At 71.1% G+C, this 14,808-nt stretch carries 13 protein-coding genes; 7 read left to right on the plus strand and 6 right to left on the minus strand.

The genetic code is table 11. The features are described from left to right. Positions 1-115 precede the first annotated feature (115 nt). Positions 116-829, plus strand: coding sequence for a hypothetical protein (locus BM333_RS00305; protein WP_143105739.1), 714 nt, complete (start codon positions 116-118; stop codon positions 827-829). Between the two features lie 305 nt (positions 830-1,134). Here BM333_RS00305 and BM333_RS00310 read toward each other — a convergent pair whose 3' ends face one another. The 5 genes from BM333_RS00310 to BM333_RS00330 all read right to left on the minus strand — a co-directional run bounded on the left by BM333_RS00310 (position 1,135) and on the right by BM333_RS00330 (position 7,741). Continuing rightward, positions 1,135-1,812, minus strand: coding sequence for a Fe2+-dependent dioxygenase (locus tag BM333_RS00310; RefSeq protein ID WP_092306139.1), 678 nt, complete (start codon positions 1,810-1,812; stop codon positions 1,135-1,137). A gap of 5 nt (positions 1,813-1,817) precedes the next feature. Beyond that, entirely contained in the window at positions 1,818-4,055 is a 2,238-nt protein-coding gene (locus BM333_RS00315) for a TonB-dependent receptor (RefSeq protein WP_092306140.1), read from the minus strand. A 110-nt stretch (positions 4,056-4,165) separates the two neighbouring features. Next, positions 4,166-5,254 carry an energy transducer TonB gene (locus tag BM333_RS00320; protein WP_143105740.1) on the minus strand — a complete coding sequence of 363 codons (1,089 nt, stop codon included), beginning with the start codon at positions 5,252-5,254 and terminating at the stop codon, positions 4,166-4,168. Continuing rightward, a complete protein-coding gene (locus BM333_RS00325; protein ID WP_092306142.1) occupies positions 5,244-6,431 on the minus strand; it encodes a TonB family protein in 1,188 nt (395 codons plus the stop codon). The genes BM333_RS00320 and BM333_RS00325 overlap by 11 nt, the downstream gene beginning before the upstream one ends. Before the next feature lie 101 nt (positions 6,432-6,532). Beyond that, positions 6,533-7,741, minus strand: coding sequence for an NAD(P)/FAD-dependent oxidoreductase (locus BM333_RS00330; protein WP_092306143.1), 1,209 nt, complete (start codon positions 7,739-7,741; stop codon positions 6,533-6,535). A 122-nt stretch (positions 7,742-7,863) separates the two neighbouring features. Here BM333_RS00330 and BM333_RS00335 point away from each other — a divergent pair, with 122 nt between their 5' ends. From BM333_RS00335 to BM333_RS00360, 6 genes are all read left to right on the plus strand, one after another. After that, positions 7,864-8,751: a hypothetical protein gene (locus BM333_RS00335; protein WP_092306144.1), complete on the plus strand. Its 888-nt coding sequence runs from the start codon at positions 7,864-7,866 to the stop codon at positions 8,749-8,751. Between the two features lie 173 nt (positions 8,752-8,924). Further along, positions 8,925-10,385, plus strand: coding sequence for a glucose-6-phosphate dehydrogenase (gene zwf / locus BM333_RS00340; protein WP_092306145.1), 1,461 nt, complete (start codon positions 8,925-8,927; stop codon positions 10,383-10,385). After that, positions 10,378-11,091: a 6-phosphogluconolactonase gene (gene pgl / locus BM333_RS00345; RefSeq protein ID WP_092306146.1), complete on the plus strand. Its 714-nt coding sequence runs from the start codon at positions 10,378-10,380 to the stop codon at positions 11,089-11,091. The genes zwf and pgl overlap by 8 nt, the downstream gene beginning before the upstream one ends. Then, positions 11,088-12,980 carry a phosphogluconate dehydratase gene (gene edd, locus BM333_RS00350; protein ID WP_092306147.1) on the plus strand — a complete coding sequence of 631 codons (1,893 nt, stop codon included), beginning with the start codon at positions 11,088-11,090 and terminating at the stop codon, positions 12,978-12,980. The genes pgl and edd overlap by 4 nt, the downstream gene beginning before the upstream one ends. A gap of 16 nt (positions 12,981-12,996) precedes the next feature. Beyond that, positions 12,997-13,974: a glucokinase gene (gene glk / locus BM333_RS00355; protein ID WP_245777094.1), complete on the plus strand. Its 978-nt coding sequence runs from the start codon at positions 12,997-12,999 to the stop codon at positions 13,972-13,974. A 99-nt stretch (positions 13,975-14,073) separates the two neighbouring features. After that, positions 14,074-14,334, plus strand: a complete 261-nt coding sequence (locus BM333_RS00360; RefSeq protein ID WP_092306149.1) for a hypothetical protein — start codon at positions 14,074-14,076, stop codon at positions 14,332-14,334. Between the two features lie 65 nt (positions 14,335-14,399). Here the strand turns inward: BM333_RS00360 and BM333_RS00365 are convergent, their stop codons facing one another. Beyond that, positions 14,400-14,804 carry a hypothetical protein gene (locus tag BM333_RS00365; RefSeq protein ID WP_245777095.1) on the minus strand — a complete coding sequence of 135 codons (405 nt, stop codon included), beginning with the start codon at positions 14,802-14,804 and terminating at the stop codon, positions 14,400-14,402. Positions 14,805-14,808: the final 4 nt, after the last annotated feature.

Raw genomic sequence — 14,808 nt, forward strand, 5'->3', positions numbered from 1 at the left:
ATCTCAAGGGAACGTGAACAAAAAATCGGAACGGCTGCCCGAGGGGGCTGTTAGCCGGACGGGGCTGATCACAATCGACCTTGATGGTGAGGCGCGTTTCTGACGCTGCCTTCTGTTGTTCATGTATGCGAAAGGACCGATGATGAGGAATACTGCATCCGTACTCATAGCGCTTGCATTTTCGGGCGCATCTGTCGCCGCCTGTGCCGAAGAGTCCGCGCCGGGCTCCACATCCGGGACCACTGCCCAGGCCGCCCAAAGCACGGCGACGCCGGCCGCCTCGGGCACCGACGGCGCGTGGGTGACGGTGACTGGCGACATCAGCAACGTCACACCGCGCGGCTTCAGCATGGATATCGGCTCTCGGTCGATCCCGGTCGAGTTCGATGGCTTCCTGTCGGACTCCACACAGCCGCTGCGGGCCGGTGATTGGGTCACGGTTTCCGGCAAGATCGACGACAGCTTCTGGGAGCGGCGCTCAATCGAAGCTTCGTCGGTCTACAGCTCGCGCCTTCAGGAGCGCTTCTGGGCCAGTGGCGCGGACGAAGAAGGCGACATCACTGGGCTCGCGCTGATCGACGTGCCGGAGCAGGGCGACTGGCTGGGCGTCACCGGCGAGGTCGTTTCCGTCGACCAGACGGAGAAGGAGATGGTTCTCGACCTCGGCGCGACTAACCTGCAGATCGACACCTCGGCCCTTCCGGGCCCTGTCCTTGCCGACCGGGGAGATCGCGTCTCGGTGTACGGTTCGCTCGACACCGCCGACCTCTGGGACGCGAAGGAGATCGACGCGGCGTCGGTCGTCATCTTCGATCAAGGCTCAGCCTGAGCAGGCTGAAGCGAGGCGAAGTCCTCGGAACAGCAGTAAGCCGCCGTTCCCGGAAAGGGGCGGCGGCTTCGTATGTCGCGCCCAAGGAGCGTCACAGGAGCCGGGTCCTGTATTCACGACGGCCTGCGCCGGAGCGACGGCCTATTGGCGAGGCGCGAGCTTCGCCGTCGGAGCCGAGAAGCAGGAGATCGCCTCGGCGACTGAATGTCCGCAACGGGTCGGGATCCGACCTCTGCGCTCCGCCCGTATGGCGACTTTCAGCAGGCCGGCGCCGAAGAGGGCCACACCCGACGCCCCCCTCCGCCTCAGACCTCCGACCAGCGTCGCAACAGGTTGTGGTAGACGGCGGTCAGCTCCAGCACGGCGGGATCCTTCGGCCCCTTGTCCAGCGTCACCCGCTGGATCGCCACATCCAGCCGGAACAGGGTCTCGCGGTCGGCGTCGTCGCGCACCAGGCTCTGCAGCCAGAAGAAGCTGGCCACGCGCGCGCCGCGCGTCACCGGCGTCACCCGGTGCAGGCTCTTGGACGGATACAGCACCAGGTCGCCGGCCGGCAGCTTGACCGTCTGCGGCCCGTACATCTCCTCGATGACCAGTTCGCCGCCGTCGTAGTCCCCGGGCTCCGACAGGAACAGGGTGCACGACAGGTCGCTGCGGATGCGCACCGCCCCCCGCTGCCGGATGGCGTTGTCGACGTGTACGCCGAAGTGCTCGCCGCCCTCGTACCGGTTGAACAGCGGCGGGAAGACGGTGTGCGGCAGGGCCGCAGAGACGAACATCGGATGGGCGTTCAGGGCCTGCAGCACCAGGGCGCCGACCTCCTTCGCCTCGGGCGACTCCTCGGGCAGCTGGCGGTTGACCTTGGCGGTCGCCGACTGGTGGCCCGAGGTGACGTTGCCGTCGACCCAGTCGCCGGCGTCCAGCCGCGCCCGCAGCGCCGCGACCTCGTCCCTGGTGAAGACGCCCGGGATGTGCAGCAGCATGGCGGTCAGTAGCGCAGGTTGAGGGACAGGATGGCCTGCCGCGCCGGGGCCACGTCGGCGTGGTGCACGCCGTTGGTGCGCAGGATGTACGCTTCGTCCCCGGCGTTCTGGACGTTCAGCTGCAGGCTGGCGTTGTCGGTCAGGTCCCAGGAGGCGAACAGGTCGACCCGCGTGTACGCCGGCGCGTAGATGCGGTTGCTGCCGCCGCCGGCTTCGCCCTGGTTGCCGCCGAAGCTGTCCGAGACATGATAGACGCCGCCGCCCAGCGCCAGCCGCGGCGTCGCCCGGTAGGTGGTGAAGAGGCTGAAGCTGTGCTGCGGCGTATTGGCCAGCGGATCGCCGACATTGACGTTGTTGTAGGCGCCCGAGACCAGCTCGGAGTCCATCCAGGTGTAGCCGCCGAACACCTGCCAGGCGCGGGTGATGTTGCCCGACACGCCGAACTCCAGCCCGCGCACCTCGGCCTCCCCGGCCTGTTCGAAGATCCCCGGCGAGACCTGGATCTGCGCGTTGCGGCGCACGGTGCGGAACAGGGCCGCGCTCAGCGACAGGCGATGGTGGAACAGGACGGCCTTGGCCCCGATCTCGACGCTCTCGCTCTCCTCCGGATCCAGCAGCTCGCCCGCCAGATTGCCCGAGCCCTCGCCCCCGACGCCGTTCTGGTCGCCCGCCGACACCGTCGGCGGCGTCGAGGCGGTGGCCCAGGAGGCGTAAACGCTGGTGGTCTCCGACGGCTTGTAGACCAGCCCGGCCTGGTAGTTGACGAAGTCCCACGACCCTTGCTCGACCGTCGGCGTCGTCGCGCCCCGCGCCAGCGCCGTCCCGTCGACCTCGTAGCTGTCGTGGCGCAGGCCGAGGTTCAGCACCCAGCGCTCGCCGATGGCGATGGAGTCGAAGGCGTACAGGCCGAGCGTGTTGGTGTTGGAGTGCGTTTCGACGCCGCGCGCGATCGTCCCCGTCCACGGATCGGACGGGTCCGGATGGTACACCCGCGTGCAGTCGAGGCCGGTCAGCGGCGCGGGGCAGACGGTCCCGCCCGTCGTCGTCACCGTGTACGAGGCGTTGCGATTGATCTCGCGGCTGAACTCGGCGCCGACGTCGAAGCTGTGGGTCAGCCCGCCCGCCGTGACCTTCCCGTACACATCCACCACGTTCGCGAAGGTCGCGGTCGGGTTCCAGCGGGACTTGGTCCCGCGCTTCATCCACCACTCGCCGCCGATCTCCCGCGCCGGGCCGCCGTCGCCCGGATTGGTCACCACATAGTCGTTCAGCGTCTCGGCGTAGCGGGTCACGTTCCGGATCGACAGGGCGTCGCTGATGCGGTGCTCCACCTCCAGCGTCAGGCTGTCGACCTCGTTGGTCAGGTAGTCCCGCGCGGTCAGGCCGTAGAAGCTGTCGTAGGGCACATCCAGCACCCCGCTGTCGGTCGTGCGCGTCCCGATCTTGGTGAACAGCGGGATGCCGTAGTCGGGCATCTGGTCCAAGGTCAGGTGGTAGTAGCTCAGCGTGGCCGTGGTCCCCATCCCCAGCCCGATCGCGCCTGACAGGCCCAGGCCCCACCGGTCGTAGTCGACGGCCTCGCGACCCGGGACGTCGCCTTCGGCCGTCATCAGGTTCAGGCGCAGCCCGCCCGTCTCGCCGAGCCGCCAGTTCTGGTCCAGCGTCCCGCGCAGGTAACCGTCTGTCCCCACGCCCAGCCCCACGCGGGTGAATGCGGTCAGCCGCGGCGTCTTGGACGACAGGTTGATGCTGCCCCCGCCCGAGCCGCGGCCGGAATAGACCGCGTCCGGCCCCTTGATGACCTCGACCTGCTCGAGGTTGAACACCTCGCGCTGCTGCCCGCCCGAGTCCCGGATCCCGTCCACGAAGACGTTGTTGCCCGACGACTGGCCGCGGATGAACGGCCGGTCGGCCAGCGGCTGGCCGCCCTCGCCGGCCCCGAAGGTGATCCCCGGCGAGGTGCGCAGGATGTCCTGCAGCGAGGTCGCCGCTGTCTGCTCGATGATCTGCTGCGGGATGATGGTGACCGACCGCGGCATGTCGACCAGCGGCGCGACGAACTCCGGCGACTGCGGCTCCCGCGCCGCGGGCTGGCCGGTGACGGTGACGGTGCCGAGGTTGGTGGCGTCCTGCGGATCGGCCGCCGGCCCCGGCTCCCCGGCCAGCGCCGGCCCGCCGGCCAGCATGCCCGCGGCGGTTGAGGCGAACAGGAGGGCGCGAAGGGCGTCGGCGCGGTCGGTCATGGCGGAGGTCCGGCGAAGGTTCAGATGCGAGCCGCTCGCATTATCACCTTCGCCGGATGCCGCAACCGCAATTGCGACACACTCGCAAGAATTCCGGGCGGACCCGATCGTTAGTCCGCGATGCGGAACTCCACCGGCTGCACACAGCCGACCGCGCCTTCGCCGGGTGCGGCCCGGCCGCGCCGGACCATGTTCATCGCGGCCTCTCCGAAGGCCCGGGCCGGCTGGGCCCCGATCAGCCGGACGTTGCCGACTTCGCCCCACGGCGCGATGTCGAAACGGACGAGGGCCCACCCCTCCACGCCGGCCATGCGGAACGCCTCCGGGCCTGCCAGGGCCTGCGGCCGCCAGTCCGCGAGCACGGCGGCCGGGCAGTGCTGTTGCCCGTCGGAGGGCGGCGGCGGCATGGCGGGCGCCGGGAGGGTCAGACCGCGGCGATACCAGTTGTAGACGCACCCGGTTCGTGCGGCCCCCGGCGCCAGCCGCGCCTGCCCCGTGGCCCGCGCCACCTCCGCGTCGAAGGGCGGACTGCCGGAAGAAGCGACGATCTCGACATCCCGGACGCGGCCGTCGGCGACCGACCAGCGGACCACGGACCAGTCCTGCACGCCCGGCCGCTTGCCGGGCGCGTCGAAATTCGGAACCGCGTAGCTGCGCGCCTCGGCCCCCTCCTCGCAGGACGCGTCTTCTCCGGCCAGCCTGCGGCGAACCGCGTCGCGCAGGGGGCCATTGCGCCGATTGCCGCCGAAGTAGGCGGCGAGGACCGAAGCGGGCGCGGTTGCGACGCCCATGGCGCTATAGACCATGCGCAGGCGGCAGCCCTCGCGCGGCCCCGGTGCAAAGCGCCAGGCGGCGAACGTCGCTTCGCTGGCCTCGCGCACGTTCGGAAAGACGTCCGTGTTCGCCTCGGCGGGCGCGACGATGTCCACGGGACGCCCGGCGGCGTCGACGCTGAACTCGATCAGGCCGGTCGCCGCCGCATCGAGCCCGGGCCGCAGCTCCGCCGGGCCGAGCGGCACGAAAGACGTCGAGAACACCGGCGTGACCGGCTGGTCCGAACAGCTCGCGGCGGCCTCCGGAACGTAAAGCCGCGGCGCCGACGCCGGATCGGCCTGGGCCCAGGCCGGCCCGCCCGCGACGGCCAAGGCGACCGCGGCTCCCACCGCGACGGTCGGGCGGAGCCGGCCCCTAGTCGACATTCGGCCGCTCCCCCTCGTCGGGCATGCGGAAGATCACCCGGTCCACGCACCCCGCCGCGTGATCCGGACCCGGCTCGACCGAGCCGGAGCGGATCAGACGCGCCGCCGCCTCGCCGAAGGCGGAGGCGGGTTGGGCCTCGAGAACCTCCACACCGCCGACCGCGCCCCAGCTGGCCAGACTGAACCGCACGATGGCCCAGCCCTCGATGGCTCGCTTCGAAAAGGCTTCCGGGTAGGTGAGCCGGTCCAGCTTCAGACGCGCGCGCTGCTCCGCGGAACATCTGTTCAGCTCGCCGACCTCCGGGGGCGGGAAGGGCGCGGGAAGGTCGTCACCGGCGCGCGAGAAGCCCACGATGCAGCCGCGACGCGGCCCGGCGCCGAAGGTCGTTTCGGCCACGGCGCGGGCGACCTCGGCGTCCCACTCGTCGTCGCCCGAGGAGGCCAGGGGTTCGATCGCCCTGGTGGTCCCGGTTTCGTCGATGTCGAAGCGGACCGCTGCCCAGTCCCGCCCGCCCGGCGCCGTGCGGCCTCGCCGCCGGTTCGGGGCCGCGGCGGACTCCAGTCGCGGCGGCGTCTCGCACGCGTCGCCGGGCCGCGACAGGGCGCGGCGGATAGCGGGCGCGAGCCGGCGGTTATCGCCCGACACAAGGGCGTGGGCGACCTGCGCCGGGGCGGCGTCGCCCAGGCGCACCCGCCGCGAGTGGACGATGAACTCGCAGTCGGACAGGGCGCGTCGAGGAAATCGCCAGGACGCGAACGCGGCCTGCACATCCATGTCGGGGCCGCCGGAGATGACCACGAGGCCATCGCTCCTGACGCTCCGGCTGATGGACAGCGGCCGGCCTTCGCCATCGATGGCGAAAGTCAGCACGTCGGGCGCGAGCGCTGCCGGAGCCGCCGCCGGGGGAGCGCCGGGCGGCCGCGGGGCCTCGCTGAAGATCCGCGGGGCCAGTATCTCCCGCCGCAGCGGTTCGACAGGTCGCCCGCCGCAGAACGCCTCGGCGGAACGCTCGACGAGGAAACCCTCGCCGAGCTCCCCGGGCACCTGGCCGGTGATCGTCAGGAGGGGGGCTGTCCCGTCGCCGGGCGCGGCCGATTGCGCCGCCGCCTCCAAATCCCCGACGCCCGCGACCGCGAACAGGGCGAGACAACCCGCCAACCCGGCTCGTCGACTCATGCTTCGCACTGCAGCCTCCGTTCGGGGTCTACTCTGACCGAATCGCGCGAGCCGTGTCTATCCCGGCGCAGATGCAACCGCAGAGGTCCGATTCCGCCGGTTCAGCCGGCGGCCACCTGCTTGATCGGAACGGCCATATCCGCCAGTCGCGCCGGGTCCACCGGGGTTCCCCGGCCGATCATCTGCCGGCCGCCCATGAACTCCGCCGCCGCGTTCACTGCCTCGACGCAGACGATCCGGTCGCCCTTCAGGTGGAAGACCGCGAAGGCGCCCGAGGGCGGGTCGCCGCGCATCACCTGCCGGTCCGCCCCTTCGGCCAGGCCGGCGATCTGCAGCTTGATGTCGTACTGGTCCGACCAGAACCACGGCACCTCGGGGGCCGGCGCCGGCCGGCCGGCGATCGCCGCCGCCGCCTGCTTGGCCTGCTCCAGCGCGTTGGGCACGCTCTCCAGCCGATGGCGCAGCCCCCCCATGGCCGGGATCGGCCGGAAGGTCATGTCGCCGATGGCGTAGATCGCCGGATCCGAGGTCCGCGCGTTCTCGTCCACCACCACGCCGTTGTCGCAGGTCAGCCCGGCCGACCGCGCCAGCGAATCGCAGGCCAGCGCCCCGACCCCGACCAGCACCGCGTCCGCCTCGACCCGCCGCCCGTCCGCCAGCCGCACGCCCTCCGGCTCGAAGCCGGTGACCTCGGCCGAGGTCATGATCTCCACGCCCTCGCGCCGGTGCCTTTCGGTGAAGAAGGCCGACAGCGTCGGCGAGGCGACCCGCGCCAGAACGCGATCCATTCGCTCGATGACCACCGCCCCGGCCCCGAGCGCCCGCGCCGAGGCCGCCGCCTCCAGCCCGACATAGCCGCCGCCGACCACCGCCAGCGTCTTGCCCGGACCCAGCGCCGCCTTCAGCTTCTGCGCATCCGCCAGGGTGCGCAGCTCCAGCAGGTCGCACCTGTCCGCGCCAGGCAGGGCCAGTTTCCGCGCCGTCGATCCCGTCGCCAGGATCAGCACGTCCCAGGCCTCGACCGTCCCGTCGGCGAACGTCGCCGTCTTGGCCCCCGGATCGATCGCCGTGGCCGTGACGCCGGTACGCAGCTCGATGTCTTGCTCGGCGTAGAAGCTCTCCGGGCGCAGCAGCACGTCCTCCAGCTCCGCCTCTCCCTTCAGCCAGGCCTTGGACAGCGGGGGCCGCTGGTACGGCGGGGCCGGCTCCTCGCCCGCCAGCACCACCTCGCCGTCGAATCCGTACTGCCTGAGCAGGGCCGCCGCCGTACCGCCCGCGTGTCCCGCGCCTATGATCAGAACCTTCGTCATGTTCGGGAAGTAGGGCGAGCCGGGCCGTTCCGCCAAGTGTGGATGCGCGGGAGGCGAACGGCGTTGCTGACGCCCGGTCCGCGTGTCATCCTCATATCCGGGATATCCGGGAGTTCGGGGTCATGAAAAAGCTTCTCATCGCCGCTCTGGCGGCCACGCTCGCGTCCGCAACGGGCGCTGCGGCGCAGGATGCGTCTGCGACCGCCACCTACGGCCAGACGCGACTGCGCTCGGGGTTCACGCCCGATCCGCATTCGGTCCGCATCACGGCCGGGGGCTCCATCGACGCTTCGCGCATCGGCTCGCCCTGCACCGGATCCATCGCCAACGCGCCGGACTACGAGGTCACCTATACGGCCGGCTCCCTGCCCCTCTACATCTACGCCCAGGCCGACAGCGACACGACCCTGGTGGTCAACGGCCCGGACGGCCAGTGGTACTGCGACGACGATTCCAACGGCGGGCTCAATCCGCAGGTCACCTTCAACTCGCCGCGGTCGGGAACCTACGACATCTGGGTCGGGACGTTCGGCGGCGGCACCGCCTCGGCGACCCTGCACATCTCCGAATTGTCCGATGACGACTCGGGCCCGGATCCGGACGACTCCTCCGCCATGCCCGACGCCAGCCTGCGCGCCACCTATGGCGAGGTCAGCCTTCGCAACGGCTTCACCCCGGACCCGCATCGCGTCAGCCTGACCGCCGGCGGGTCGGTTCCGGCCTCGAACGTCTCCTCGTCCTGTTCGGGATCGATCGCCGTCGCGCCCGACTACCAGGTCACCTACACCGCCGGCTCGCTGCCGCTGGTGTTCCGCTCGCAGTCCTCGACCGACACCACCCTGGTCATCAACGGCCCTGACGGCCAGTGGTCCTGCGACGACGACGGCTGGCAGTCGAACAACGCCGAGATCCGCTTCGACAAGCCCATGTCCGGCGTCTACGACGTCTGGGTCGGCGTCTACGGCGGCGGCACCGCCCGGGCGGACCTTCTCGTCACCGAGGTCCCCTGACCCCGGCGTCTCCACGGAACCGGCCGGAGCGCCGTGAATTCTCCTGAGGACGGCCGGCCCCGGCGGCGCGGCCGTCACATGGTGTTTCAGGCGGAGCCGTATCGGTTGGCTCCGCCCCCGGAAGCGGCCAAAGACCCTTCATTGCGACGGGTTTCAGGAGTGAAGGAGCGCGGATGGCGGCCCTTGTGCTGTTCGGCGGCGGCGGCGACCTCGCCATGCGAATGCTGCTGCCCTCGCTCTATTTCCTCGAGCACGACGGCCTGCTGCCCGACGACCTGAAGATCATCGGCGCCGCCCGGTCCGACGAAAGCCGCGACGAATACCTCGCCAAGGTCCGCGCCGCCGTCGAGGGCAAGGCTGAGGCCGACGACGCCTGGTCCGACGCGGCCTGGGGCCGCCTCGCTGGCCGCCTCGACTACCTCGCCGTCGACGCCACCGATCCGGAAAGCCTGAAGCCGCTGAAGGACCGCGTCGGGGACGGACCGACGACCTCCTTCCTCGCCGTCTCTCCCTCGCTCTACGGCCGCATCGTCACCGCCCTGAAGGCGGCGGGGCTGGCGGGCGAGCACGACCGTGTGGTGCTGGAGAAGCCGGTCGGCCGCGACCTCGAGACCTTCCGCGAGATCGACGACGCCGTGGCCCACGCCTTCAGCGAGAACCAGGTCTTCCGCATCGACCACTACCTCGGCAAGGAGACGGTCCAGAACCTGATCGCCCTGCGCTTCGGCAACACCGTGTTCGAGCCGTTGTGGAACAACCTGTCCATCGACCACGTCCAGATCACGGTGGGCGAGACTGTCGGCGTCGGCGACCGCTGGCCGTACTACGACGAGTACGGCGCGCTCCGCGACATGCTGCAGAACCACATGCTGCAGCTGCTCTGCCTGGTGGCCATGGAGCCGCCGGCCGACCTCGATCCGGACTCGGTGCGCAACGAGAAGGTCAAGGTGCTCCGTTCGCTGCGGCCGATCACGCCGGACGAGGCCGAGCGCGTCACCGTGCGCGGCCAGTACGTCGGCGGCGTCGTCGAGGGCGAGCCGGTCAGCGGCTACGATGAGGAGCGCGGCCAGGACTCCGACACCGAGACCTTCGTCGCCATCCGCGCCGACATCGACAACTGGCGCTGGGCCGGCGTGCCCTTCTTCATGCGCACCGGCAAGCGCCTGCCGGAGAAACGCACCGAGATCGTCATCCAGTTCAAGCCGGTGCCGCACTCGATCTTCGACCACGGCGACCGCGGGGCCTTGGCGGCAAACCGCATGGTCATCGAACTGCAGCCGGAGGAGGACATCTCCCTGTCGGTGATGAACAAGCGTCCGGGCCTCGAGCAGCGCATGCAGCTGCAGCCGATCCGCATGTCCCTGTCCTGGGGTCAGAATGACCGCGACGCCCGGCCGCCGCGCCGGCGCATCGCCTACGAGCGCCTGCTGCTCGACGCGCTGGCTGGCGATTCCACTCTCTTCGTCCGTCGCGACGAGGCCGAGCAGGCGTGGAAGTGGGTCGACGAGGTCTCCGACGCGTGGTCGGAAGGCAAGGTCAGGCCGCAGACCTACGCCGCCGGAACCTGGGGGCCCGAGGCCGCCACCGCCCTGCTGGCCTCCACCGGTCGCGAATGGAACACCGGTCATGGCTGAGGTCCGCGCCTTCTCCGACGCCGCCGTCTGGGCGGAAGCCTGCGCTGACCGACTGGCGGACGCCCTGTCCGCCGCCATCGCCGCCGACGGCGCCGCCTTCCTCGCCGGGGCCGGCGGGTCAACGCCCGGGCCGGTCTATCAGCGTCTGGCCGCCGCCCCGCTCGACTGGTCCCGCGTCACCGCCACCCTGGTCGACGAACGCTACGTCCCCGAGGCGTCGGACAAGTCCAACGCCCGGCTGCTGAAGCAGAGCCTGCTGACCGGCCCGGCCGCCAGCGCCCGCTTCGTGCCGCTCTACAGCGAGCAGATCACCGTCGACCGCGCCGGCCTGCTGGCGGCCCACGCCCTGCGCGCGGTCGGGCGGCCTCTGGACGCCGTCCTTCTCGGCATGGGCGAGGATGGCCATATCTGCTCCATGTTCCCCGACAATCCCGCGCTGAAGCAGCTGCTCGCGCCGAACAATCCGCCCCTCGTCCTCGCGGTCCACAAGAGCCGCTCCACCTCGGCCCCGCAGGAGGACCGGCTGTCGATGAACCTGCCGTGGCTGGCCCAGGCCCGCCGTGTCGTCCTCGCCCTCACGGGGGCGAAGAAGCGCGAGGTGTTCGAGCGCGAGGTCGGCGGCGACCCGTCGGTCTCGCCGATCGCCGCCCTCGTCGCCGCCCGCGCCGGCGACATCGAGGTGCTGTGGACGGAGGCCGCCCGATGAAGCCGCTCAACCCGGTCGTCGCCGAGGTCACCGCCCGCATCGTCGAGCGCAGCCGCGCGACCCGCGCCGACTACCTGCGCCGCATGGACGCCGCCGGCTCCGACAAGCCGGGTCGCGCCAAGCTCAGCTGCGCCAACTGGGCCCACGCCTTCGCCGGCCAGCCGGTGGTCGACAAGCTGACCGTCATGTCCGGGACCCAGCCGAACGTCGGCATCGTCACCGCCTACAACGACATGCTGTCGGCCCACGTGCCGTTCGAGCGCTTCCCGCCGATCATCCGCGAGGCGGCGCGCGAGATGGGCGCCACGGCCCAGGTCGCCGGGGCCACCCCGGCCATGTGCGACGGCGTCACCCAGGGCCGCCCGGGCATGGAGCTGTCGCTGTTCAGCCGCGACGTCATCGCCATGTCCACGGGCGTCGCCCTGAGCCACGACGCCTTCGACGCCGCCATCTGCCTCGGCGTCTGCGACAAGATCGTGCCCGGCCTGTTCATGGGCTCGCTGGCCTTCGGCCACCTGCCGGTGGTCTTCGCCCCGGCCGGGCCCATGCCCTCCGGCATCCCCAACGCCGAGAAGGCCCGCGTCCGCGCCCTCTACGCCCAGGGCAAGGTCGACCGCCACACCCTGCTGCAGAGCGAGGTCGGCTCCTACCACTCGCCGGGCACCTGCACCTTCTACGGCACCGCCAACTCCAACCAGATGATGATGGAGCTGGCCGGGCTGCACCTGCCCTCGACCGCCTTCGTTCACCCGGAGACCGGCCTGCGCGACGCCCTCACCGCCGCCGCCGCGAAACAGGCGGTGCGCCTTGCCCGCGAGGGCCGCGGCCGCATGGCCGACGTCATCGACGAGCGCTCGATCGTCAACATGATCGTCGCCCTGCTGGCCACCGGCGGCTCGACCAACCACGCCATCCACCTGGTGGCCATGGCCCGCGCCGCCGGGGTGCTGATCGACTGGACCGACATGGACCAGCTGTCCTCGGTCACCCCCCTGCTGGCCCGCGTCTATCCCAACGGCTCGGCCGACGTGAACGCCTTCCAGGCCGCCGGCGGCGTCGCTTTCGTGGCCCGCGAACTGGCCGAAAACGGCCACATCCACGCCGACGTCGAGACCATCATGGGTTCCGGCATCCACCACTACTTCCAGGAACCCTCGCTGATCGACGGCGAGCTGGTCTGGCGCGACGGCGTTTCGGAAAGCCTCGACACCGACATCCTCCGCCCCGCCTCCGATCCGTTCCAGAAGGACGGCGGGCTGCGCCTCGTGCAGGGCGACCTTGGCCGGGCGGTGATCAAGGTCTCGGCCGTCAAGCCGGAGCACCGCATCATCGAGGCCCCCGCCGCCGTGTTCGAGACCCAGGAGGAGGCCCTGCAGGCCTTCAAGGACGGTCGGCTGGACCGCGACGTGGTCGTGGTGCTGCGCTTCCAGGGCCCGAAGGCCAACGGCATGCCCGAGCTGCACAGCCTGTCGCCGGCGCTGGGCGTGCTGCAGGACAAGGGCTTCAAGGTCGCCTTCGTCACCGACGGCCGCATGTCCGGCGCCTCGGGCAAGACCCCGGCCGCCATCCATGTCAGCCCCGAGGCCCTGGCCGGCGGGCCTCTGGCCCATGTGCGCGACGGCGACCTGATCCGTCTGGACGCCGAGGCGGGCGTGCTGACCACGGTCGGCGTCGGCGACCTGCGCGCCCGCCCCGCGGCGCGGCGCACCGAGGCTCACGCCAGCGGCTCGGCGTGGGGCTTCGGCCGCGAGCTGTTCGGCTCGTTCCGCCAGGTGGTGAGCACGGCCGAGGAAGGCGCCTCGGTGTGCTTCGCCGGACCGCCGGCCCCGAACGGCCATGCCGACGGCCCGCCGGATCCGAACATCGTCGACCGCGCGGTGGACGCCTGATGCAGAGGGGAATGGAGTGACCGTGGCCTGGGACAAGACCCTTCTGGTCGGCGACGTGGGCGGCACCAACGCCCGCTTCGCCATCGCCCACATGATCAACGGCAAGCCGGTGCTCGAGCACCACGAGAGCTTCAAGGGCGCCGACCATCCCACCTTCCTTGGGGCCGTGCAGGCCTTCATCGACGGCTGCGAGGTCAAGCCGAGCGCGGGCGTGATCGCCGTCGCCGGGCCGGTCACCGATGGCGAGATCGACCTGACCAACTCCCACTGGCGGCTGTCCGAGGCCCAGCTCGAGACCCTTGGCCTGCGCCCCGCCCGGCTGATCAACGACTTCGAGGCTCTCGCTTGGGGCGCGCCCGTCGTCCCGAAGGACGAGCTGGCGTCGCTCGGCGGCCCCGACGAGGGCGACCCTGAGAGCGCCATCGCCGTGCTCGGACCGGGCACCGGCTTCGGCGTCTCCGCCCTGATCCGCGACGGCCGCGGCGGCGAGATGGCCATGCCGTCCGAGGGCGGCCACGCCTGCTTCGCGCCCGGCGACCCGATCGAGGACGAGATCCTGCGCATCCTGCGCCGCCGCTACGACCGCGTCTCCATCGAGCGGCTGATCTGCGGCCCCGGCCTGCTCAACATGCACCGGGCCCTGGCCGAAATCGACGGCCGCGAGACCCACATCGACGATCCAGCCGAGATCACCGCCCAGGCGCTCGAGGATCCGCGGAGCCCCTGCGGCGCCACCCTCGCCCGCTTCTGCGCCATCCTCGGCGCCGTGGCCGGCGACATCGCCCTGACCACCGGCGCCCGCGGCGGGGTCTACATCGCCGGCGGCATCGCCCCGCGCATCCGGCCCTTGCTGCAGGCCAGCCCGTTCCGCGAGCGGTTCGAGCGCAAGGGGCGGTTCACCGATTACATGAAGGCCATCCCGACCCGGGTTATCCTGCACAAACACGCCGCGCTCCTCGGGGCGGCGAGGGTGGCCTTCGCCGACGCCGGCTGAGGCCGACGTCGGCTGCCTCACATTTTTATCACGGCCCCGTGAACCTTCCGGGAAGCGTGGCGTTTCAGCAGTCCCAATCCATCGGAGGGACTGTTCCCAATGCGCAAGTTCACCATCGCCGCCGCCGCCATGTTCGCCGTCGCCGGCCTCGCCGCCTGCAACAGCCCGGCGGACGAGAAGGCCGAGCAGCAGGCCGACGCCCTCGAGGCCGAAGCCGCCGCCACCCCGAACGAGGCCGAAGAGACCATGCTGAACGAGAAGGCCGACCAGATCGAGCAGCAGGCCGGCAACGCCGATGGCGGCATGACCACCGAAAACACGCCGTCGACCTCGCCCAGCGAGGCGAACCCGGGCCAGTAAGGACCGGTTTCCGGATCAGGCCCCCGTCGCTCGCGGCGGGGGCCTTTTTCGTGCCCGAAGGTCGCTCAGTCGACGCAGATGGCCGGCTCCGCCCGGCCGTTCTCGACCGTGGCGTAACAGCCGAACCGCCCGCTGTCCGCCTGGCAGCGCCCCACGGCCGCTGCCCCAGCGGCGGGGAACGGCGCGGCTTCCACCCGGCAGTTGCCCAGACAGTCGTCGCCGTCGGTACAACGCTTGCCGGCGTCGGCGTAGCTGACCACGCACTGCAGCGTCTGCATACGCCCCTGCGGCGTCATCCGCCCGCCGCGCGCCTCGCAGTCCGAGGCCTCGGTCCGCTCCGGGACCCGCACCGCCGGCGGCACGTCGGTGGTGTCGATGTCGCGGACCACGGGCGGCTCCTGGTCGCCCTCGGCGAGCGTCGTCGGCATCGGCTGACAGGCGACGGCCAGCAGGCTTGTGGCGATGATCAACAGG

The organism is Brevundimonas viscosa (genome assembly GCF_900116065.1).
GTDB classification, from domain to species: Bacteria; Pseudomonadota; Alphaproteobacteria; order Caulobacterales; family Caulobacteraceae; genus Brevundimonas; species Brevundimonas viscosa.